Below are 20,128 nucleotides of genomic sequence, written 5' to 3' on the forward strand. Positions count from 1 at the left end.
TGACAAAACTAGGACGATACCGAAACCTGGTCGATGGGGCGACATCCCGGCGACATCGGAGGAGGCGCGGTGCGGGTCCCGGTCAGCGACGTGGGGCTCGGCGACCGCGCGGCCGACGTCCTGCGCGGCAACGACCTCGGTTCCATGACGGCGGCGGCGCCGCGGCTCTACCCGCACATGTGGAGCTGGGACTCCGGGCTGATCGCCGTCGGGCTGGCCCGGCTGTCCGTGCCGCGCGCCATCACCGAGCTGCGCACGCTGCTGCGCGCCCAGTGGTCGACCGGGATGATCCCGCACATCGTGTTCTCCGAGGGCGACGGCTACTTCCCCGGTCCGGAGCGGTGGGGGACGGAGACGGCGGCGGCCGCGCCCGCGGCGGTGCGCACGTCGGGCATCTGCCAGCCGCCGGTGCACGCCCTGGCGGTGCGCCGCATCCTCGACGCCGGCCGCGCCGCCGGCGGCGAGACCCGCGACCAGGCCGAGGCGTCCGTCCGCGACACCTTCGGCTCGTGGCTGGCCTGGCACCGCTGGCTGGCCACCGCGCGCGACCCCGACCGCCGCGGCCTGGTGGAGATCCACCACGGCTGGGAGAGCGGCATGGACAACTCGCCGCGCTGGGACCGGCCATACGCCGCCGTCGTCCCCGGCGACGACCTGCCCGGCTTCGTCCGCACCGACGTCCACCACGTCGGTGACGTGCGCGAACGGCCCACCGACGCCGAGTACGGCCGGTACCTGTGGATCGTCGAGCAGCTGCGCCGGGTCCGCTACGACGACGCCGCCGCGCGCGACGTCGTCGGGTTCCGGGTCGCCGACGTGTTCATGTCCGCGATCCTCGCCGTCGCCAGCGACGAGCTGGCCGGCCTCGGCGACGAGTTCGGCTTCGCCGACGACGCCGCCGAGCTGCGCGAGCTGGCCGCCCGGTTCCGCGCCGGTGTGCTCTCGACGGTGTCGCCGGTGACGGGGCTCGCCCGCGACCTCGACCGCCGGTCCGGGCGCTGGATCGAGACCGAGACGATCGCCGGCTTCGCCCCGCTGTTCTGCGGTGTCGACGACGGATCGCAGCGGGCGCTGTTCTGGGGCGAGCGCTGGTGCGGCCACCCCGCGCTGGCGCACCCGCTGCCGCCGTCGGTGTCGCCGGCCGACCCGGGCATGCGGCCGAGGACGTACTGGCGCGGCCCGGTCTGGCCGATCGTGTCGTGGCTGTTCGGCTGGGCGTTTGAGCGCCAGGGCGACGACGACGGCGCGCGGCGGCTGCGTGCGGCGTCGCTGCGGCAGCTCGCCGCCGGCGACTTCGGCGAGTACTACGAGCCGTTCACCGGCGAGCCGCTGGGCAGCCTGCAGCAGTCCTGGACCGCCGCCGTCACGCTGGACTGGCTGGCCCGCTGACTTAGGGTGTGTCTCCCAAGTCCATGGCCTACTGCGCGACGCCCAGGCGGCGCCTCGCTGCGTTCTCGTCAGTCGCCATAGGCACCGCTATGTCTCCTTCCTCGGCCTTGCGAGGCATCCACCTGGACGCCGCTCGCTACGGCCGAGACCTGGGAGACACACCCTAGTCCTCCGGCAACGCGGCAGCCCGGATGATCTCCTGGTCGATCCGGTTGCCGGCGGCGTCGGCGGCGCCGAACCGGAACGAGACGAACCCGGTGTGGCCGCGCGGCGGGCGGCTCGGCAGGTGCGCCGCGAACATGTCGCCGGAGCGCCGCACCCGCAGCGGCTGCCAGCTCGCGCCGTCGTCGTAGGACACGTCGACGGTGAGGCCGGTGATCCGCGGGTCCGCGCCGGCCAGGTGCCCGACGTCGACGGTGATCTCGTTCGGCCCGTTCCGGTCGCGCGGCCCGGGCAGCCGGTTGCCGAGGTCGGCGCCGAAGTCGTGGTCGAGCGTGAGCAGCGGCACCACGGCGGGCGGCCCGTCGGCGGCCGTCGTGGCGGACACGAACGTCCACGACGTCCGGCTCTGGGTCGACAGCGCCGCCCACGGCGTCCGGTTCTCGATCGAGTAGTCGATGCGGTAGGTCTCCTCGCCGGGCGGCAGCGCGATGGTGCCGGACGGCAGCTGGATGCCGCTCGCCTCGCCGAGCAGCTCGTCGCCGTGCCAGACCTGGAACAGCGCGCTGTAGCCGGCGCCGAAGCCGTCGGCCCACGCCTCGCCGAAGTTGCCGGCGGCGTCGACGTAGCCGGCGGTGGGGATGATCAGCTGGTCGCCGAGGCGGGTCATCGGCTTGCCCCCGTTGAACCCGGGGACCAGCGGCTGGCGCAGCCAGGAGTGCTCGCCGGCGCTCGGGTCGCCGGCCGGCCGCAGCGGGGAGAGCAGCCGCAAGGGGGTGACGAACGGCACGGGCCACTGGCCGCCGTACGCGTCCTGCGGCGTGGCCAGGCCGTGCTGCCAGAGCGTGCCGGGGTCGGCGACGTAGTAGTCGGTGCGGGCCGCGGGCGCCACCGGCACCGGGATCGACATCGTCGCGGAGAATTCGTCGTCGCCGTCGTAGGGCCAGGACATCTCCGAGAGCGACCCGGACAGCTGGACGCCGAGGTCGCGCTCGACGGCGGCCAGGTCGTCGGTGGCGGCCACGTAGCTCAGCTCGGCCGGGATCCGCCCGCGCTCGGTGTGCACCAGGTCGTACACAAACGGGCTCGACGGTGTGCCGGTGGCGGTCGCCGTGACGGCACCAGCGGCCAGCCGGTCCAGCAGCGCCCGGCCCTCCTCGTGCGACAGCCGCACCGTGGGCACGTCCAGCCGGACGACCTCCGGGCCGGTCTCGTCGTTCGAGCCGGGCACGTCGTTGTAGACGGCCACGAGCGCGGCGCCGGCCGCGGCAGCCCGGTTCGCCTGCTCGCCGACCGGGACGGCGTCGGAGCGGCGGACCAGCGCGAGCGCGCCGTCGAGGTCGGCGGCGGCGACGTCAGCGGCCGTCCCCTCACCGGCATCGACGACGGGAAGCGTCAGCTCGCCGTCGAGCATCGGGAACTGCGAGATCACGTCGCTGAACCGGTCGGGCGGGTAGTACGACGGCGCCAGCGCGAGGCCGTCGACGTCCAGGGCGATGTCGGGCGCGGCCAGCCGGAACCGGGACGACGCGCTGAACGAGCCGATCGTGACGTCCTCGGTGGGCTGCAGGAACAGCCGTTCCTCCAGCTGCGCGCCGGGCGCGTTCACCAGGTAGTCCACCGTGGCCGGGCCGTCGGCCGGCGTGCGCACCCAGCTGAAGCCGGCCGCGCCGCCCTGGTTCGCCCGGTCCTCGTGGTCCGGCGTGGCCACCTCGACCTCCACCGCCTCCCGGGCGTCCATGACCAGCTCGGTGTCGCCGGTGATCGTCAGCTCCGGATCGCCCACCAGCGCCGAGTGCAGCGGCGTCGTCGTATAGGGGAGGCCGTCGCTGTCCGCCCAGGCCGGCTTCGTGACCACCCACGTCATGAGGGAGTACGTCCCGGCCGGCACGCGCGCGCACCAGGCCAGCTCCGGCCCGTCCGCACACGGCAGTTCCTGCATCGGCTCGCCGGTCCGGACGTCGACGAGCGGGGAGGCGATCATGCCGGTGGACAGCGGCAGCGTCGGACGGCCGTCCGCGGCGATCGCCGTGACCATGACGTCGAACTGCTCCGCCTCGACGGTGTAGCCGAGCGGCAGCCGCAGCGGGTCCGGCCCGGCGGCGGTCGTCGCCACCAGGTAGCCGGTGTAGTCACCCGGCCGCCCGCCCGCGACGTCGAGCACCACCTCGGCCGTGCCGGTGCCGCCGGACGCGAGTGTGAGCGTCGACGGCGTCACCGTGAGGTCGCCGGCCTCGGCGCCAGGCACCTCCGCGGCGAGGTCGACGGTGACCGGCGCGGCGGTCGTGTTGCGGTACTCGACCGTGCTCCGCAGCGGCTCCACGGGCGCGTCGCCGGGGAACGGCACCAGGCCGAAGCTCAGGTCGCCGCCCGACGCGAGCACCGGGCTGGCCAGGACGCGGCCGACGTCGATGCGGCCGCTGCCCTGGTCGGTCACCGCGAGCCCGTCGGCCGGCACGGCGGTCGACGTCAGCGCCGCCCGCAGCTCCGGCCCGGTCAGCTCCGGCCGGGCCTGGGCCAGCAGCGCGGCCGCACCCGCGGCGTGCGGCGCGGCCATGGACGTGCCGGAGTAGGCGACGTACGGGTCGCCGCCGCCGGCCCGGGCCGCCGCGATGTCCACCCCCGGCGCGGTGACCTCGGGCTTGAGCCGGTGGCCCCCGTACACCGGGCCGCGGCTGGAGAAGTCGGCCAGCCGCTCGTCGCGGTCGACGGCGCCGACGGTGAGCGCCGACGGCGCGTCGCCCGGGCTGCCGATGCAGGCCTCGCAGTAGTTGTTGCCGGCGGCGACGACGAACAACGTGCCGTGCTCGGCGGTGAGCGTCTCGACCGCGCCGGTCAGCAGCGGCGCCTCGTGGCTGCCGGGCCCGAGCCCGAGGCTCATGTTGACCACGCGGGCGCCCTGGCCGGCCGCCCACTCCATGCCGGCGATCGCCCAGGAGACGTAGCCCTCGCCCTCCTGGTTCAGCACCTTGCCGCTCAGCAGCCGCGCGCCCGGCGCCACCCCGCGCCGCGCGCCGTCGGACGCCGCGCCGGTGCCGGCGACGATCGAGGCGATGTGCGTGCCGTGCCCGGCGCCGTCGCCGGCGTCGGGATCCTCGGTGAAGTTGACCGCGGCCGCCACCTGACCGGCGAGGTCGGGGTGGGTGTCGTCGACCCCGGAGTCGAGGACGGCGACGGTCACCCCGGTGCCGTCGACGCCGGCCTCCCAGGCGGCCGGCGCCGAGATCTGGCCGGTACTGCGGTCCAGCCCGGCCTCGGTGCGGGCGTCGAGCCAGACCTTCTCCACGGCGCCAGCGGCTGGGCGGCGAGCGTTGCGGCGTCCGTCGAGGCGCCGGCGAGCGTGAGCACGGCCGCGCCGAAGGCCGCCGGGTCGGCGTCGACCGCGACGGCGTTCACGCTGGCCAGCTGGAGCGTCGCGGTGGCGCCGGGCACCGGCGTGGTGTTCAGCGGGCGCACGGCGTCGTCGGCGTAGTCGAGGATCAGCGGCAGCGTGTCGCCGGCATCCTGCGCGGCCAGGGCGGTGACGTCGAACAAGGCGGGGTCGAGCCGATCGGGCACCAGCGCGGCGACGTCGGCGGGGATCACCTGCGTGACGCCGTCGCGGGAGGTGGCGTGGAACTGCGGAACCACGCCACCCGGCCGCGGCGCGGGGTCGACGGTGATGCCCTCGCGGCCGTCGGCGGTGCGGTCGATGTGGACGCGGTCGCCGGTGACCAGCGTGACCGAGGTGACGTCCGGCTCGGTCCCGAACGCCGCCGCCGATGCCGCGGCCGAGCCGCCGGAGCGGGCCGGCTCCTCGGCGTGCCCGGGCGCCGCGGCCACGAGCGTGGCGATGACCGACCCGCCGATCAGGATCGCGGGGAGACGACGCCTGGATGTGCCGGACCGACCGCTCATGACCGCGGCTCCTTCACTGTCACCAGAGGGGCTGATCGCTCAGTGTCAGAGACGGACGCAGCGGCACGCCAGGCAGTTTCGTGGCGAATGGCCGCCATGGCACCATCTCGCCATGCTGCAGGCCCTCGGAGTGACGGCGCAGGACGAAGAGCTGTATCGGACGCTGCTGCGGTTTCCCCGCAGCACGTTGGAGGACCTCGCCGACGCCGGCGGGCACGCGACCTCCACGGTCCGCCGGTCGGTGCGCCGGCTCGAACAGCTCGGGCTGGTCACCCGGCTGGCCGGGGCACCGGTGCGGTTCGTGCCCGCGCGGCCGGACGTCGCCGTCGACGTCCTCGTGGCGCAGCGGCAGCGGGAGCTCGCGCTCGCCCGTGAGGCCGCGCATGGCCTGCTGCAGGAGATGACGGTGGAGCACGTGCAGGAGTCCGGCGACCTGATCGAGATCGTGCGTGGGCGTCAGGCCGTCGCGCACCGGTTCATGCAGATGGAGCAGACCGTCGCCCATGAGCTGCTTGTGCTCGACCGCCCGCCGTACGCGCAGGCCCTGGACCAGCCGAACGACAGCGAGTACGACCTGCTCGCCCGCGGTGTGCGCTGCCGCGGCATCTACGCGCCGGAGGGACTGGAGCGACGCGGCCGCCTCGACGAGCTGCGCCGGCTGGTCGACGCCGGCGAGGAGGCCCGCACCTCGCCGGTGGTGCCGCTGAAGATGGCGATCGCCGACGCCTCGGTCGCGATCCTGCCGCTGAGCTTCGAGCGCAGCGCCGAGCAGGCCCTCGTCGTGCACGCCTCGACGCTGGTCGACGCGTTGGTGTCGCTGTTCGAGGTGCTCTGGGACCTCGCGCTGCCGATCACCGGGTTCGAGGCGGCGCAGCCGCAGACTGCCGGAGAGGTGGACCCGGCCGTATCGGCGCTGCTGCCGTTGCTGGTGGCCGGGCTCGGCGACCAGGCGATCGCCCGCCAGCTGGGCGTCAGCTCGCGGACCCTGAGCCGGCAGCTGGCGACCCTCATGGAGACGCTCGGCGCGCGGACCCGGTTCCAGGCCGGCGTGCTGGCGGTGGTGCGAGGACTGGCCGGTCCGGATTCCGTATGACACCGCGAATTCCCATGATCGAATGCGCTCGCGGGTTATACGGGAATGTTTTCTAGATCACCACGATCCTCTCGTCCGAGTACTCCATCGGGTGTTCGGACCATATTGCTCCAAGATCCGACATACGTCGCGATGCGTACCTAGTCTGCGAGAGAACCGCAGGTGAACGGGGCGTTCACCACCGGCAGGCCACACGCGAGGGAGCCTGATGAACGAGCCGTCTATGCATGTGCGGACCGAGCCTGTCCGGGACCGATTCGTGGCCGTCCGCCCCGCCACGGTGACGCTTCCGGCGCCGCCGCGGCTCACTCCGGAGGCGTCGCTGCGATTCCCGTCCGCCACGGAGTCCGCCGCCACTCCGGCGGTCCCGGACCGCCGCCGGCTGCCGGCCGGCGACCGCGCCGCGCTGCTCGTCGGCACCGCCGTGCACGACCACGGCGGCTACCCGCTGCTGCCGGTGGCCGCGGCCGGGCTGCGGCAGCTGCGGCAGGTCCTGGAGCGTGCCGACGTGGGCATGGTCGACACGTGCCAGGTGGTCGCCGACGGCAGCCGCGGCGAGATCATGCGGGCGGTCGAGACGTTCCTCGAGGAGCGCGCGCTGGCCGACACCGTGCTGGTCTACCTCACCGGGTACGCGCAGGTGTCGGGCACCGACGGACGGCTCTATCTCGCCGCCGCCGACACCGACCCCGCCGACCTCGAGCGCACCGCCGTCCCGGCCGACTTCCTGCGCGACCAGCTGCAGGAGTGCCGGGCGGCCAGCAAGGTCGTGCTGCTCGACGCCTGCCTGCCCGGCCCCGAGACGGACCGGTTCGCCGTCCAGCGCCGCCAGGTCATGCTGGAGCCGGCCGGCGTCTACGTCATCTCCGCCTCGCCGGCCCCGCAGCCCGCGGCGGCCATGGCCGAGCCGGTGCCGCAGCTGGGCACGTCCCGGTTCACCGGCGAGATCGTCGAGGGGCTGCGCACCGGCCGGGTGAAGGACGGCCTGGGGCCGTGGGTCACCGCCGACGACCTCGCCACCTACCTGATCACCAAGTTCAGCGCGCAGGGCGTGCCCGCCGAACAGCTGCCGGCCACGTCGACGCTCGCCGTCACCGGCAACCACGTCATCGCGCGGTCGGCCGTGCGGGCGCTCAGCCTGCTCGACGGCGACGCCGGGCGCGACGTCCGCGGCACCTCCGCGGGGGGCAGCATCGTTGCCGTCCCGCCTGCGGGCGGCGCGGACGCGGCCGGCGGCGCCGGCTCGGCGGGCGGCGACCACGGCGACCAAGTGGCCGACCCGGGCTGGCGCGAGGTCATCGCCTACTACCGCGCCTGCCTGGCCGAGGCCCCGTCGCCGGAGGCGCTGCCGGTGCGCGGCGCGGAGTCCGTCGACTGGTTCCCGCTGGCCGACGGCGCCGAGCTGCTGCTCAGCGGCGCCGAGGCGACCACCCGTGCGCCCGTCGGCGTCGACACGTTCGACTGGAAGGAGCGCGACGTCTGGTACGGGTACCCGGTCGTCACGCTGGCCGGCGCCGGCCGCCGGAACTCCGGCGATGCGCTGGCACCGTCCACCGTCGCGCCGCTGCTGGTCCGCCGCGCCGAGGTCACCGTCGACGCCCGCGGCGCGGCCGTGCTGCGCCCCGTCGGGCCGGTACTGCCGCACGCCGGCATCCTGCAGGCCTGCCTCGACGACCAGGAGGCGGCCAGCGTGCTGGCGACCTGGCGGCAGAGCTGGAAGCCGGGCGACCGCGACCAGTTGCTGGTGGCGATCCGGCAGCTGCTGAAGCGGCTCGGACTCGACGAGCTCGGCCGGCTGGACCCCGCGGCGCTGGGCGCCGTCGACCAGAAGACCGCCAACCGCACCGGCGTCCACAACACCGCCTGCGTGCTGTACGTCGAGTCCGGCCGGGCCGCCCAGCAGGCCGTCGCCGCGGAGCTGGCCGAGCTGGGCGAGCGGCTGACCGACGTGGCCGGCACCGCCCTGGAGTTCCTGGGCAAGCCGGTCGGGCTGCGGACGACGACGCGCAGCACTGCGGCGCCGGTGCTGCCCGCGGAGCTGAACGAGAGCCAGCGGACGGCGCTGACGGCGGCCATGTCGCGGCCGCTCACCGTCGTCACGGCGCCGCCTGGGACCGGCAAGGACGAGCTCATCGTCGACGTCGTCGCCACCGCGGTCGCCGCCGGCCAGAAGGTGCTGGTCGCCTCCGCCGACGACGCCGCACTGCAGCGGCTGGCCGACCGGTGCGGCACGCTCACCACCGGCCTGCTGATCAAGACCGGCGACGCGCAGAGCCGGGCCGAGGAGAAGCAGGTCATCCGCGAGCTGCTCCGCTCGGCGCGGGGCGAGTCGCGCGGCCGCACCCGCGGCACCGTCGCCGCCGAGCTGGCTTCCGTCCAGGCACAGGTCCAGGCCTGGCGCGTCCGGCTGGCCGAGCGGAACGACCTCGAGACGCTGCTGCGCAAGACCACCGCCGCCCGGGCCGCCGCGGCCGAGCGGCTGGGCGCGCCGGTCGAGGTGCTGGCCGCCGCCTGGCGCGGCGACGACACCGGCCTGAGCGACTGGATCGAGCGGGCGCGGACGCTCACGGAGACACACCTGATGGGCGGGCTGCGCCGGCGCAACCTGGTGCTCGCGTTCGTGCGCGCCATCGCCGACGCCGGCGCCGACTCCGATGTCGCCCGCGAGCCGCTGCTCGACCCCGTCGCCTACGACTCGCTGCTGCTGTTCGCGCGGGCCGAGGAAGGGCTGCGCGAGGACCGCCGCGAGGTGCTCGCCATCAGCGACGACGCCCTCGACCTCGAGGGCCGCGAGCTGTCCGGCCGGGTGGCCGAACTGTCCGCCGAGCTGCTCACCGTCGCCGTCGCCGAGCAGGCCGGCACCGCGATCGAACGCCTCGAGGCGCGCCGCATCGCGCTGGAGCCGGGCGGGCGGAATCGGCAGAGCAGCCACCGCGAGTTGCTCAGCCACCTCGGCGGCTGGGCGGTCACGCCGCACGACGCCGGACAGCTGGCCCTCGAGCCCGGCATGTTCGACCTCGTCGTCATCGACGACGCGCACCACTGCCCGGTGTCCGCCGCGCTGCCGCTGCTGTTCCGTGCCCGCCGCGCGCTGGTCGTCGGCGACCCGCGGCAGGGGCTGCGCGCGCCCGCCCTCAGCGACCACCGGCTGCGCCGCGCCCGCCGCGGCGCCGGGCTCAGCGCCGGCTTCCTGTCCGAGCGGCGGCTGTCCTTCCGCGGCGACTCCGTCTTCGACGCCGCGCTGCCCAACGTCGAGGAGCCGCTGCTGCTCGACGAGCACGACGGCGCGCACCCCGGCATCGCCCGCATCGTCGACGAGCACTTCTACGAGGGCAGGCTGACGGTCGTCACCGACGTCGGCGCGCTGCCGCGGGCCCACGACGCCGAGACCGGCGACGCGACGCTGCTGCTCTGGGAGGACGTCACCGGCACGCCCGAACGCGGCGCCAACGGCGGGTCGTGGCGCAACCAGGCCGAGATCGACCGCGTCGTGTGGGCGGTCAAGGAACTGCGCGAACAGCTCCCCGAGGATGCCACGATCGCCGTCGCCACCCCCTTCCGGGCCCAGGCCGAGGAGCTGCGGTCGCTGTTCCGGTTCGAGCCGGTGCCGGTGGCCTGCGTGGCCGACGGCGACCAGGTCGACTGCGACGCCGTCGTGCTGTCGCTGGTGGCCGGCGAGGAGATGCCGGAGCAGACGGTCCGCTGGGCGCAGGGCCAGACGGCACTGTGGAGCGGCGCGCTCGGGCGCACCCGGGCGCACGTCGTCACCGTCGGGCAGCACGGGTTCTGGACGCGGCAGGCGGGGCTGCCGGCGCTGCTGGCCCGCATGTCCGCCGTCCGCTCCTTCCACGTCCGGCCCAACCCGCCGGCGCCGCTGGAGTCCGCCGTCTTCACCGACCCGCTGGTCGAGCTGCTCTGCACGCGGCTCGCGGCGGCCGGGCACACCGAGGTCGAGCCCAACGCCGTCGTCGACGGCTACCGGGTCGACCTGCTCGTGCGGAAGCCGTCGGGCAGCACCGCCGTGCTGCTGGACCGCGGCTGGCCGGGCGAGGACGCCGACCGGCACCTGCGGCTGTTGCTGCGCCGGCGCCGGCTGCTGACCGGGCTGGTGCCCGAGTCGGGGCTGCCGCCAGTGACGCGGGTCCTGCGGGTGCCGACGTGGCAGGTGCGGTCCGGCGAGCCGATCGGCGGTCTGCTCGACTGACCGTTTGCGGGAGGTTTGTCTACAAGTCATCCCCGGTGGGAAAGCTCGACGTCACGTGCGTCGTGACGTCGAAGGGACCCCACCATGCGCATCCTCCGCACCGCTGTACCCGCCGCTCTGGCAGTCTTGGGCCTGATGGCCGGGACCGCTCAGCCCGCTTCGTCGGCCGATCCGTCGCCCCGCGACCGGCCGCTCACCGTCATGAGCTTCAACATCCACCACGGCGTCGGCACCGACAACCTGCTGAACCTGCAGCGGGTCGCCGACGTCATCAAGACCGAGGGCATCGACGTCGTCGGACTGCAGGAGGTCGACCGGCACTGGGGCGATCGCAGCGACTTCGTCGACCAGGCCGAATGGCTCGCCGACGAGCTGGACATGCACGTCGTCTACGGCGCCAACCTCGACCTCGACCCGGCGCAGCCGGGGGAGCCGCGCCGTCAGTACGGCACCGCCATCCTCAGCGAGCGGCCGATCCGCGAGTGGGACAACACCTTCCTGCCCAAGTACGAAGGGCATGAGCAGCGTGGTCTGCTGCGTGCCCGCATCAACGTGCGTGGCGTCTGGGTCACCGTCTACAACACGCACCTGCAGCACAACGACGCCAACGAGCGGCTCGAGCAGGTCGCGGCCATCGAGGAACTGATGGGCCGGCCGGACGAGTCGGTCGTGCTGCTCGGCGACCTCAATGCCGTCCCGTCGTCGCCGGAGATCCGCGAACTGGTCGACGACCTCGTCGACACCTGGGAGGCGGCCGGCGTCGGCGACGGCAACACCTATCCGGCCGAGGACCCGAACGCCCGCATCGACTACGTCCTCACGTCCGGCGACGTCATCGCCCGCACCGCCGCGGTGGTGTCGACGGACGCATCCGACCACCTGCCGGTGAAGGCCGAGGTGCTGCTGCCCGGTTCGCGTGTTGGCCTGGGAAGTTGAGGAGTAGGGCAAGTTTCTGAGGCGCCGATCCGCCGGTTCGGGCAACCGCGCCGGCGGATTCGGGCAAGTGCGTGAAGATGCGGAACTGCGTATCGTGACGGTATGACTCGAAGGTCAGAACACGATCGAGCAAAGGAGGTTCCGATGACGACGGTCACGGTGCCCAACGAGCTCCTGACCATCGAGGACTGGGATGCACTGGAGGAGACCGACACCAACCGGTACTGGGAGCTCGTCGACGGGACGATCGTCATGAACGCGTTCCCGTCGGCCGGACATCAGCTCGTAGCGCATCGACTTGCCACCCGATTGGACGTGCAGCTACCCGACGGCCTGGTCGCCCTTCAGCACATCGGCGTGACCATCGAGGCGCAGTTCCCGCCGACGGAGCGTGGCCCGGACGTCGTCGTGTTCCCGCGGGCGCGGGCGCACCTGGATGTGCCGCGAATCGACCCGGTGGACGTGCGGCTGGTCGTCGAGGTCGTCTCGCCCGGATCGCGGCGCACCGACCGGATCGCGAAGGTCGCCGACTATCAGTACGCCGGCATTCCGGGATACTGGATCATCGACCCCGCGGCTGATGACGACAGCCGGTTCGTGGCCTACGAGCTGGTCGGCGGTGCCTACAAGGAGGTCGCGCGCGGCTCGGGCGTCATCACGCTCGAGCGGCCGTTCCCGGTGACCATCGACGTCGATGCGTTGCTGACGTTCGACTGACGACGCGATGCGCGCGTGGCGGGTGACGTCGCCCGGGCCGATGGAGAGTCGGCCGCTGACGCTCGTCGACGAGCCGATCCCCGGTCCCGGCCCCGGGGAGCTGCTGGTCCGGGTCCTGGCCTGCGGCGTCTGCCGCACCGACCTGCACGTCGCCGAGGGCGACCTGCCGGCGCACCGCCCGCACGTCGTGCCCGGCCACGAGGTGGTCGGCGAGGTCGTGACGGTGCGCGACGACGGCGCCGGGTTCGCGCCGGGCGACCGCGTCGGCATCGCGTGGCTGCGCGGCACCGACGGCACCTGCGCGTACTGCCGCCGGGGTGCCGAGAACCTGTGCCCGGCCTCGGTCTACACCGGCTGGGACGCCGACGGCGGGTACGCCGAGTACGCGACCGTCCCGGCCGCCTACGCGCTCCCGCTGCCGTCCGGCTACGACGACATCGAGCTGGCGCCGCTGCTGTGCGCCGGCATCATCGGCTACCGTGCGCTGCTCCGCGCCGAGCTCCCGCCCGGCGGCAGGCTGGGGATCTACGGGTTCGGCGCCAGCGCCCACCTCGCCGCCCAGGTCGCGCTGGCGCAGGGCGCCACGGTGCACGTCCTCACCCGCAGCCCGGCGGCGCAACGGCTGGCGCTCGAGCTGGGCGCGGCCTCGGCCGGTGCCGCCGCCGACCCGCCGCCCGAGTCGCTCGACGCCGCGATCCTGTTCGCGCCGGTGGGCGACCTCGTGCCGCCGGCGCTGGCCGCGCTGGACCGCGGGGGCACGCTCGCCGTCGCCGGCATCCATCTCAGCGACGTACCGCCGCTGGACTACCAGCGGCACCTGTTCCAGGAGCGGCAGCTGCGCAGCGTCACCGCCAACACCCGCGAAGACGCGCGGGCGTTCCTCCGCTTCGCCGGCGAGCACCGGCTGCGGGTCACCACGACGCCGTATCCGCTGGGCCGCGCCGACCGCGCCCTGAGCGACCTCGCCGCCGACGCCGTCACCGGCGCGGCGGTACTCGTCCCCGACCTCGGTTGAGCACCCGCCGCCGCACGACGTCGCGGAACCACGGCGTGTCCGGCAGCCGCGCCAGCAGCGGCCCGCACACGACCGTCAGCAGCACGTACGTCGTCACCAGCGGCGCCAGCGTCGGCTCGACGCCGGCACCCACCGCCAGCCCGGCGATCACGACGGAGAACTCGCCGCGCGGCACCAGCGCCAGCCCGGCCCGCCACCGTCCCGGCTCCGCGATGCCGGCCCGCCGCGCCGCGAGCCAGCCGGTGAGCACCTTTGTCGCCATCGTGACGACCGCCAGCGCGAGCGCCGGCAGCAGCACCGGGCCGATGTCGGCTGGGTCGGTGGTCAGCCCGAAGAAGATGAAGAACACCGCCGCGAACACGTCCCGCAGCGGCGTCAGCAGTTCGGACGCGTGCTCGGCCACCGGGCCGGAGATCGCGATGCCGACCAGGAACGCCCCGACGGCGGCGGACACGTTCACCCGCTCGGCCAGCCCGGCGACCAGCATGGTCAGCCCGAGCACGCCCAGCAGCAGCGCCTCGCGCTGCCGCGGCGAGAACAGCATCGAGATCGCGCCGCCGTGCCGCAGCGCCAGATAGAGGATCGCCAGCGCCGCGGCGACCGCGATCGCCATCGTCCGGGCGCCCTCGGCCAGCCCGGCGCCGACGACCAGCGCGGACAGCACCGGCAGGTAGAACGCCATCGCCAGGTCCTCGATGACCAGGATCGACAGCACCACCGGGGTCTCCCGGTTGTTCAGCCGGCCGAGGTCGCGCAGCACCTTCGCGACGACCCCCGACGACGACACCCAGGTCACCCCCGCCAGCGCGACCGCGGCCACCGGGCCCCAGCCGAGCAGCAGCGCGAACGCCGCGCCGGGCAGCGCGTTGAGCAGCGCGTCGAACAGCCCGGCCAACGCGGAGCGGCGGATGCTGCCGACCAGCTCGCCGGCAGAGTACTCCAGCCCCAGCATGACCAGCAGCAGGATGACGCCGACCTCGGAGCCGACCTCGAAGAACTCCTCGCTGGCCGACAGCGGCAGCAGCCCGCCGTGCCCGAACGCCAGCCCGGCCAGCAGGTACAGCGGGATCGGCGACACCCCGGCGCGACCGGCCAGGCGGCCCAGCAGCCCCATGCCCAGCAGCAACGCGCCGATCTCGATCAGCAGCGTCGTGGTGTCGGGCATCGGGCCGCGACGCTCAGCGCGCGCCGTCGGCGATGAGACGCGTCAGGGTGTCGAGGCCTTCGCGGGTGCCGACCGCGACCAGCAGGTCGCCGGCTCGCAGCGGCGCTTCCGGCCCGGGCGACGGGAGGACGCCGCCGTCGCGGAGCAGCGCGACGATGGACGCGCCGGTGCGGGTGCGCGCCCGGGTGTCGCCGAGCCGGCGGCCCGCGAACGGCGACCCGGCGGTGACGGCGATCTGCTCGGTGTAGAGCCCGGCGGCGTGGTCGCGCAGCGCCGCGAGCTGGCCGAGCATGACCGACGCGCCGAGCAGCTCGGCCAGCGCCTCGGCCTCGTCGTCGGTGAGCGTGATCGGGTCGCGGCAGGAGTCGGGATCGTCGACGTCGAACACGGCCAGCGTGCGCTCGCCGGAACGTTGCGTCAGGACGCTGACCCGGCGGCCGGACCCCGTCAGCACGTCGTGCCGCACCCCGATGCCCGGCAGGTCGACCTGCTCGATGCGCACTGCCACGCTTTCGACACTACCTCCGGTGCGGCGCCGGCTCAGCGGGCGTCCAGTGCCTTCAGCATCCGCTGCAGCGCGACCTGCCGATACGAGCCGTCCAGCAGCTCGCCGACCTCCGCCCAGTCGACGTCGGAGGCGGTGAAGTCGAGGGCCAGCCAGCCGCTGGGGCCGTAGTAGGCGGGCACGTAGAAGCGCGGGTCCTGCAGCAATGCCGGGCGGTCCGCCGGGTCGGGCTTGAAGATCACCGCGAACGGGTGGGCGTCGTTGCCCTCGAAGACGGCGAACATCTTCTTCCCCGCCCGGAACGTCGGCCGGCCCCACGCCTCGACCTCGGCCGCCTCGGGGAAACGCAGGCAGGCGGCGCGCAGCTCGGCCAGGTACGGGTCTTCGTCGCTGTACATCCGCGGGTGCGCCACGCGCCCACGGTAGCGGCCGCCGGGGTCAGGCGAGGATCGGCGCGCGCCGGACGATCGGGGTCCGCCGCCAGAGACCGCTCAGGCTCAGGTGGTCGCCGGCGCCGCCCAGTGCGAGGCCGACCAGCAGCAGCGCGTAGATCAGGTGCTCGTCCATGAACGGGTTGTTCTCCTGCGGCAGGCTCGACGCCCAGAGGAGCAGCAACAGCGGCACACCGGTCAGCGCCGCGACCCGCAGGCCGATGCCGAGGATCAGCGCCAGCCCGAGGCCGAGCTGGCCGATCATGAACAGCCAGTCCGCCCAGGCGGCGCCGCTCAGCGACTGGAACAGCCCGCCGAACGGGCCGTCGACGCCGCTCAGGTAGCCGGCGGTGGGGCTGCCGCCGTTGATCCAGGCGCGCTCGGACGGGGTGGAGAAGCCGAGGCCGAACGCCTTGTCGAGGAACGTCCAGAGGAAGATCCAGCCGAGGGCTATGCGGGTCAGGGCGAGGACGGTGCGGGCCGGGGTGTCGGGGGTCATCGCGGTCCTTTCGTCATAGGGAGACTGCCGTGACTTACGGCGTGGCGGCCTCCGGGGATTGCCTGGCACGGAAATGTCATCCAGCGGCCGGACCGTGGTCGCGCCGCGGTCATCCGGCTGTCGCCACCGCGTCCGAATCCTTCAAGACGACGGTGTGACCTGCGCCTTAACGTAGTCCGCATGACACAGCCACGTTTCAACGCCATCGGATTCGCGGTTGCCGACCTGGGCCGCTCGCTGGAGTTCTACCGCGCCCTCGGCCTCGCCGTGCCCGACGGGGCGGAGTCCGGCCCGCATGCCGAGATCCCGCTCGCGCCTGGGGTGAAGCTGCTGCTCGACACGCACGAGAGCATTGCCGCGTTCGACCCGGGCTTCACACCGGAGCCGGGCGGCCACGGCAGCCTCGCCTTCGAGTGCGCCGACCCGGCCGGCGTCGACGCCGCCTACGGGCGGATGATCGCGGCCGGCGCGAAGAGCCACCTCGCTCCGTGGGACGCCTTCTGGGGCCAGCGCTACGCCGTCGTGCACGACCCGGACGGCAACGGCGTCGACTTCTATGCCGCGCTGCCAGGAGCCTAGTTTCCTTCCCTTGCGGGACGATCGGACGCCGGTGACCTCGCGGTCGGCGTGGGTCAGGCAACCAGGGTCGTGATCGTGACGCCGGTCAGCGAGCGCGCCTCGCGCGACAGGTGCGCCTGATCGGCGTACCCGGCCGCGTACGCGGCGTCGGCCGCCGGCGTGCCGGACCGGCCCAGCTCGAGCGCGCGGTTCAGCCGCAGGATGCGGGCCAGCGTCTTGGGCCCGTAGCCGAACGCGTCGAGGCTGCGCCGGTGCAGTTGCCGCGCGCTCAGGCCCACCTCGCGGGCGACGGCGCCGACCGCGGCGCCCTGGCCCAGCCGCGACGCCACCCGCTCGACGACGGGGTCGGCCGGCGGCGCGTCGCCGAGCCGGCGCTCGGCGATGGCTTCGAGCAGCGCGCCAGGGTCGGGCGCCTCGGCCAGCCGTTCGCTCAGCCGGCGGACCTCGGCGCCCGGCCACAGCGTGTCGAGCCGGACCCGCTGGTCGCGCAGCTCGTGCGCGGGCAGGCCGAGGACGCGCGGGCCGACCCCGGCGGCGAGCCGGAGCCCGACGAACGGGGTGCCCGGCCGCCACGACGCAAGGTGCGCCACGGTGTCGGGGCCGGCGACCGTCAGTCGTCCATGGGCCCACAGCAGGTCGAGGCAGCCGTCGGGCAGCACGCGGTGCTCTTCGGCCGACGTCACGGTCGACGACCAGACCACCGCGTGCGCGATGGTGGACGGTCGCTCGCGGTACATACCTCCACTGTGCCACCCGGCACCGACAGCTTCCCGCCGTCCGGACGTCCGCCCGGCCGAGACGGGCGCCGTCCTCGCGCGGCGCCGGGTCCACCCGGTACGGACCGGTCTCGCCGCGTCAGCCGAAGCGGGCGCGGTATTCGCGCGGCGTCATCACCTTGAGCTCGCGGAAGCGCCGGTTGAAGTTCGACAGGTTGCCGAACCCGCAGGACGCGGCGATGTCCGCGACCGCGCGGTCGCTCTCGGCGAGCAGCCGGCACGCGGCGCCGACGCGCAGTTCGGTGAGGTACGCGGTGAACGTGCGGCCGGTGACGCGGCGGAAGAACCGGCTGAAGGCCGCCGGCGACAGGTGCGCGACCTCGGCGACGTCGCCGAGGACGATCGGCTCGGCATACCGGGCGTGCAGGAACCCGAACACGTCGTCCATCCGGCGGCGGCTGTTCGGCCGGTCCGGCGAGCGGTGGTGCGGACTGGCCAGCGCCCGCCCAGGCCCGCCGTCGGCCAGCCGGACCAGCACGTCCAGCAGGCCGAGCGTGCCGTCGGCGCCGCCCCGGCCGGTGAGCTCGACGAGCCGCCGGATCATCGGTTCCGGGGCCGGCAGCTCCAGCCCTCGCCCGGCGGCGGCCAGCAACCCGCCGACCGCCCCGAACTCCGGCACGTCGAACAGTCCCGGGCCGAGGAAGTCGGGCCGGAAGTGGATCACGACCGCCTCGTGGCGTCCGGGTGCGGCGGACACGAACGCGTGCGGCACGCCGGCGCCGAGCAGCGTCAGCTGGCCGGGATCGTACGGCTCGATGCTGTCGCCCGCGTACCGCGTCCCGGTGCCCGCGGTGATCAGCGTCAGCTCGACCTCCGGGTGGAAGTGCCAGCTGAACCCGAACGCGGAGCTGCGGAAGAGGTGCCGCTTCCAGGACAGGCCGCCCGTGGTGCCGACGTGCTCCAGGGCCGGGCGCATGGCTCGACGATACGGTGCGCGCGCCTGGTGCCGGCCGGGCCGCTCGGATCGGTCGCGAGAGTACCGGAATGGGTCATCGGCGGCGTGGTGTGCGCCGCGGTCCGGCCAGCAGCATGGACGTGGGTGCCCACCCCGAGACCGTTCTTCCCTGGAGGACCGCATGACCACCACGTCGGCCGCTCTCGACACCCCCTACGACCTCGCGCCGGACCGGGTCGCCGCGTGCGAACGGGACGGTTTCGTCCACCTGCCCGGCGTGCTCGACCCGGACGTCGTTCGGCGGTACGAGCCGGAGATCACCGAGCAGGTGATCGAGCTGAACACCATGCACCTGCCGATGGCGGAGCGCTCGACGTACAACAAGGCGTTCCTGCAGGTCGGCAACCTGTGGAAGCACAGCGACCAGGTGCGTGAGCTGGTGTTCTCGCGCCGGCTGGCCCGGCTGGCCGCCGACCTCCTCGGCGTCGAGGGCGTGCGGCTCTACCACGACCAGGCCCTGTACAAGGAGCCCGGCGGGGGCATCACCCCGTGGCACGCCGACCAGTACTACTGGCCGTTGTCGAGCGACCGGTGCGGCACGATCTGGCTGCCGCTGCAGGAGACGCCGCTGGAGATGGGTCCGCTGTCGTTCGCCGTCGGCAGCCACCGCTTCGAGTACGGCCGCGACCTGCCGATCAGCGACGAGTCCGAGGCGGCGATGCAGGTGGCGCTGGCCGAGCGGGACCTGCCGGTGTACAACGAGCCGTTCGCCCTGGGCGACGCCAGCTTCCACCTCGGCTGGACCTTCCACCACGCCGGCCCCAACGTCGCCGCCGACCCCCGCCGCGTCATGACGATCATCTACATCGACGCCGACATGCTGGCGGCCGAGCCGGTCAACCACCACCAGGAGGGCAACCTCGCGGCGACGCTGCCGGGGATCGCGCCGGGCGAGGTGGCGGCCAGCCCGCAGAACCCGGTGCTGTACCGGCGCTGAGGCGGCGGGCCCGGCCCTGGCCTCAGGACATCAGTGCGTTCACCTCGCCGTAGTCGAGCCCTCCCTCCAACGACGTGTACGTGCCGTCCTCGAGCAGCTCACGCGCCGCCCGCCGGGCGACGGCGTAGGCAGCGGCGGCGACGGACGAGCCGAGGCTGATGCGGGCGACTCCTGCCGCGGCCAGCTCGCCGACCGGCGGTGCGCCGGCGCCGGCCAGGACGTTGAGCGGGCCGTCGATCTCGGCGGCCAGTCGCGTCACGGTGGGGAGGTCGACGACGCCGGGGACGAAGACGCCGGAGGCGCCGGCCTCGAGGTACGTCCGCGCCCGCGCGACCGTGTCGGCGAACCGGCTGCTGGGGTCGCCCACGGACCGCAGGTATGTGTCGATGCGGGCGTTGAGGAAGAACGACGCGCCCGCGGCGGCCCGGGCGGCGGCCAGCCGCTCGGCCTGCTCGCCGGGGTCGCGCAGCGCGCTGGGGTCGTCGGGGTGGACGTCCTCGATGTTCACTCCGACGGCCCCCGCGGCCAGCACACCGTCGATGGTGGCGCCGACGTCGTCGGGCGTGGCGCCGAACCCGCTCTCGACGTCGGCGCTGACGGGGACGTCGACCGCGGCGACGACGCGGCGGGTGAGGGCCAGCACGCTGTCGCGGTCGATGTGGTCGCCGTCGGCCGCGCCCAGCACCCACGCCACGCCGGCGCTGGTGGTGGCCACCGCGGCCGCGCCGGCGTCCTCCGCCAGCCGGGCGCTGAGGGGGTCCCAGGCGTTCGGCAGCAGCAGCGGCGTGCCCGGCCGATGCAGCGCACCGAACCGCGAGGCGGTGTCGTCAAGAGTCGTCATGCCCGCAGTGAACCAGCCGGGTCCGACAAC

The 20,128-nt window shown here is 74.2% G+C and carries 17 protein-coding genes; 8 read left to right on the forward strand and 9 right to left on the reverse strand.

Annotation, left to right across the window (positions count from 1 at the left end; translation table 11 throughout):
- The first annotated feature begins 69 nt into the window (after positions 1-69).
- Entirely contained in the window at positions 70-1,389 is a 1,320-nt protein-coding gene (gene ggh, locus BLV05_RS09145; RefSeq protein WP_046770228.1) for a glucosylglycerate hydrolase, read from the forward strand.
- Positions 1,390-1,552: 163 nt separating this feature from the next.
- Here ggh and BLV05_RS09150 read toward each other — a convergent pair whose 3' ends face one another.
- A complete protein-coding gene (locus BLV05_RS09150) occupies positions 1,553-4,834 on the reverse strand; it encodes a S8 family peptidase (protein ID WP_052762701.1) in 3,282 nt (1,093 codons plus the stop codon).
- Entirely contained in the window at positions 4,726-5,445 is a 720-nt protein-coding gene (locus BLV05_RS36505; protein ID WP_052762702.1) for a hypothetical protein, read from the reverse strand. Before BLV05_RS36505 ends, BLV05_RS09150 begins: the two co-directional genes overlap by 109 nt.
- A 112-nt stretch (positions 5,446-5,557) precedes the next feature.
- Between BLV05_RS36505 and BLV05_RS09155 the strand changes: the two genes are divergently transcribed.
- The 5 genes from BLV05_RS09155 (at position 5,558) to BLV05_RS09175 (ending at position 13,410) form a co-directional block, all read left to right on the forward strand.
- Entirely contained in the window at positions 5,558-6,538 is a 981-nt protein-coding gene (locus BLV05_RS09155) for a winged helix-turn-helix transcriptional regulator (protein WP_046770229.1), read from the forward strand.
- A 259-nt stretch (positions 6,539-6,797) separates the two neighbouring features.
- The gene (locus tag BLV05_RS09160; RefSeq protein WP_152690871.1) at positions 6,798-10,742 is read left to right on the forward strand and encodes an AAA domain-containing protein; all 3,945 of its coding nucleotides are present in this window, start codon (positions 6,798-6,800) and stop codon (positions 10,740-10,742) included.
- 135 nt (positions 10,743-10,877) lie between these two features.
- Entirely contained in the window at positions 10,878-11,678 is an 801-nt protein-coding gene (locus BLV05_RS09165) for an endonuclease/exonuclease/phosphatase family protein (protein WP_197683596.1), read from the forward strand.
- A gap of 144 nt (positions 11,679-11,822) precedes the next feature.
- Entirely contained in the window at positions 11,823-12,395 is a 573-nt protein-coding gene (locus BLV05_RS09170; protein ID WP_046770232.1) for a Uma2 family endonuclease, read from the forward strand.
- Between the two features lie 7 nt (positions 12,396-12,402).
- Positions 12,403-13,410, forward strand: a complete 1,008-nt coding sequence (locus BLV05_RS09175; protein ID WP_046770233.1) for a zinc-binding alcohol dehydrogenase family protein — start codon at positions 12,403-12,405, stop codon at positions 13,408-13,410.
- Here BLV05_RS09175 and BLV05_RS09180 read toward each other — a convergent pair.
- The 4 genes from BLV05_RS09180 to BLV05_RS09195 are packed head-to-tail and all read right to left on the reverse strand — an operon-like array spanning position 13,373 to position 16,010.
- Entirely contained in the window at positions 13,373-14,575 is a 1,203-nt protein-coding gene (locus tag BLV05_RS09180; RefSeq protein ID WP_046770234.1) for a cation:proton antiporter, read from the reverse strand. The genes BLV05_RS09175 and BLV05_RS09180 overlap by 38 nt on opposite strands.
- Positions 14,576-14,588: 13 nt before the next feature.
- Positions 14,589-15,083, reverse strand: a complete 495-nt coding sequence (locus BLV05_RS09185) for a cation:proton antiporter regulatory subunit (RefSeq protein WP_046770235.1) — start codon at positions 15,081-15,083, stop codon at positions 14,589-14,591.
- 32 nt (positions 15,084-15,115) lie between these two features.
- Positions 15,116-15,478, reverse strand: a complete 363-nt coding sequence (locus BLV05_RS09190; RefSeq protein ID WP_082155462.1) for an MmcQ/YjbR family DNA-binding protein — start codon at positions 15,476-15,478, stop codon at positions 15,116-15,118.
- A 40-nt stretch (positions 15,479-15,518) separates the two neighbouring features.
- On the reverse strand, positions 15,519-16,010 hold the full coding sequence (locus tag BLV05_RS09195) for a DoxX family membrane protein (RefSeq protein ID WP_046770237.1): 492 nt from the start codon (positions 16,008-16,010) through the stop codon (positions 15,519-15,521).
- 180 nt (positions 16,011-16,190) lie between these two features.
- On the opposite strand from BLV05_RS09195, the gene BLV05_RS09200 reads away from it, so the two are divergent.
- A complete protein-coding gene (locus BLV05_RS09200) occupies positions 16,191-16,589 on the forward strand; it encodes a VOC family protein (protein ID WP_046770238.1) in 399 nt (132 codons plus the stop codon).
- A gap of 53 nt (positions 16,590-16,642) precedes the next feature.
- Here the strand turns inward: BLV05_RS09200 and BLV05_RS09205 are convergent, their stop codons facing one another.
- Positions 16,643-17,326, reverse strand: a complete 684-nt coding sequence (locus BLV05_RS09205) for a helix-turn-helix domain-containing protein (RefSeq protein WP_046770239.1) — start codon at positions 17,324-17,326, stop codon at positions 16,643-16,645.
- A gap of 118 nt (positions 17,327-17,444) precedes the next feature.
- A complete protein-coding gene (locus BLV05_RS09210; RefSeq protein ID WP_052762703.1) occupies positions 17,445-18,281 on the reverse strand; it encodes an AraC family transcriptional regulator in 837 nt (278 codons plus the stop codon).
- A 160-nt stretch (positions 18,282-18,441) separates the two neighbouring features.
- Between BLV05_RS09210 and BLV05_RS09215 the strand changes: the two genes are divergently transcribed.
- Positions 18,442-19,257, forward strand: a complete 816-nt coding sequence (locus BLV05_RS09215) for a phytanoyl-CoA dioxygenase family protein (protein ID WP_046770240.1) — start codon at positions 18,442-18,444, stop codon at positions 19,255-19,257.
- 22 nt (positions 19,258-19,279) lie between these two features.
- Here the strand turns inward: BLV05_RS09215 and BLV05_RS09220 are convergent, their stop codons facing one another.
- Positions 19,280-20,098, reverse strand: coding sequence for an isocitrate lyase/PEP mutase family protein (locus BLV05_RS09220; RefSeq protein WP_046770241.1), 819 nt, complete (start codon positions 20,096-20,098; stop codon positions 19,280-19,282).
- Between the last annotated feature and the right edge of the window lie 30 nt (positions 20,099-20,128).

It is taken from the genome of Jiangella alkaliphila, assembly GCF_900105925.1.
GTDB classification, from domain to species: domain Bacteria; phylum Actinomycetota; class Actinomycetes; order Jiangellales; family Jiangellaceae; genus Jiangella; species Jiangella alkaliphila.

Bases quoted from the DNA above. Each gene is read 5' to 3' on its own strand.
- BLV05_RS36505 (WP_052762702.1), bottom strand. From the start codon at position 5,445: ATGAGCGGTCGGTCCGGCACATCCAGGCGTCGTCTCCCCGCGATCCTG.
- BLV05_RS09155 (WP_046770229.1), top strand. From the start codon at position 5,558: ATGCTGCAGGCCCTCGGAGTGACGGCGCAGGACGAAGAGCTGTATCGG.
- BLV05_RS09165 (WP_197683596.1), top strand. From the start codon at position 10,878: ATGGCCGGGACCGCTCAGCCCGCTTCGTCGGCCGATCCGTCGCCCCGC.
- BLV05_RS09170 (WP_046770232.1), top strand. From the start codon at position 11,823: ATGACGACGGTCACGGTGCCCAACGAGCTCCTGACCATCGAGGACTGG.
- BLV05_RS09175 (WP_046770233.1), top strand. From the start codon at position 12,403: ATGCGCGCGTGGCGGGTGACGTCGCCCGGGCCGATGGAGAGTCGGCCG.
- BLV05_RS09180 (WP_046770234.1), bottom strand. From the start codon at position 14,575: ATGCCCGACACCACGACGCTGCTGATCGAGATCGGCGCGTTGCTGCTG.
- BLV05_RS09190 (WP_082155462.1), bottom strand. From the start codon at position 15,478: ATGTACAGCGACGAAGACCCGTACCTGGCCGAGCTGCGCGCCGCCTGC.
- BLV05_RS09195 (WP_046770237.1), bottom strand. From the start codon at position 16,010: ATGACCCCCGACACCCCGGCCCGCACCGTCCTCGCCCTGACCCGCATA.
- BLV05_RS09200 (WP_046770238.1), top strand. From the start codon at position 16,191: ATGACACAGCCACGTTTCAACGCCATCGGATTCGCGGTTGCCGACCTG.
- BLV05_RS09205 (WP_046770239.1), bottom strand. From the start codon at position 17,326: ATGTACCGCGAGCGACCGTCCACCATCGCGCACGCGGTGGTCTGGTCG.
- BLV05_RS09210 (WP_052762703.1), bottom strand. From the start codon at position 18,281: ATGCGCCCGGCCCTGGAGCACGTCGGCACCACGGGCGGCCTGTCCTGG.
- BLV05_RS09215 (WP_046770240.1), top strand. From the start codon at position 18,442: ATGACCACCACGTCGGCCGCTCTCGACACCCCCTACGACCTCGCGCCG.
- BLV05_RS09220 (WP_046770241.1), bottom strand. From the start codon at position 20,098: ATGACGACTCTTGACGACACCGCCTCGCGGTTCGGTGCGCTGCATCGG.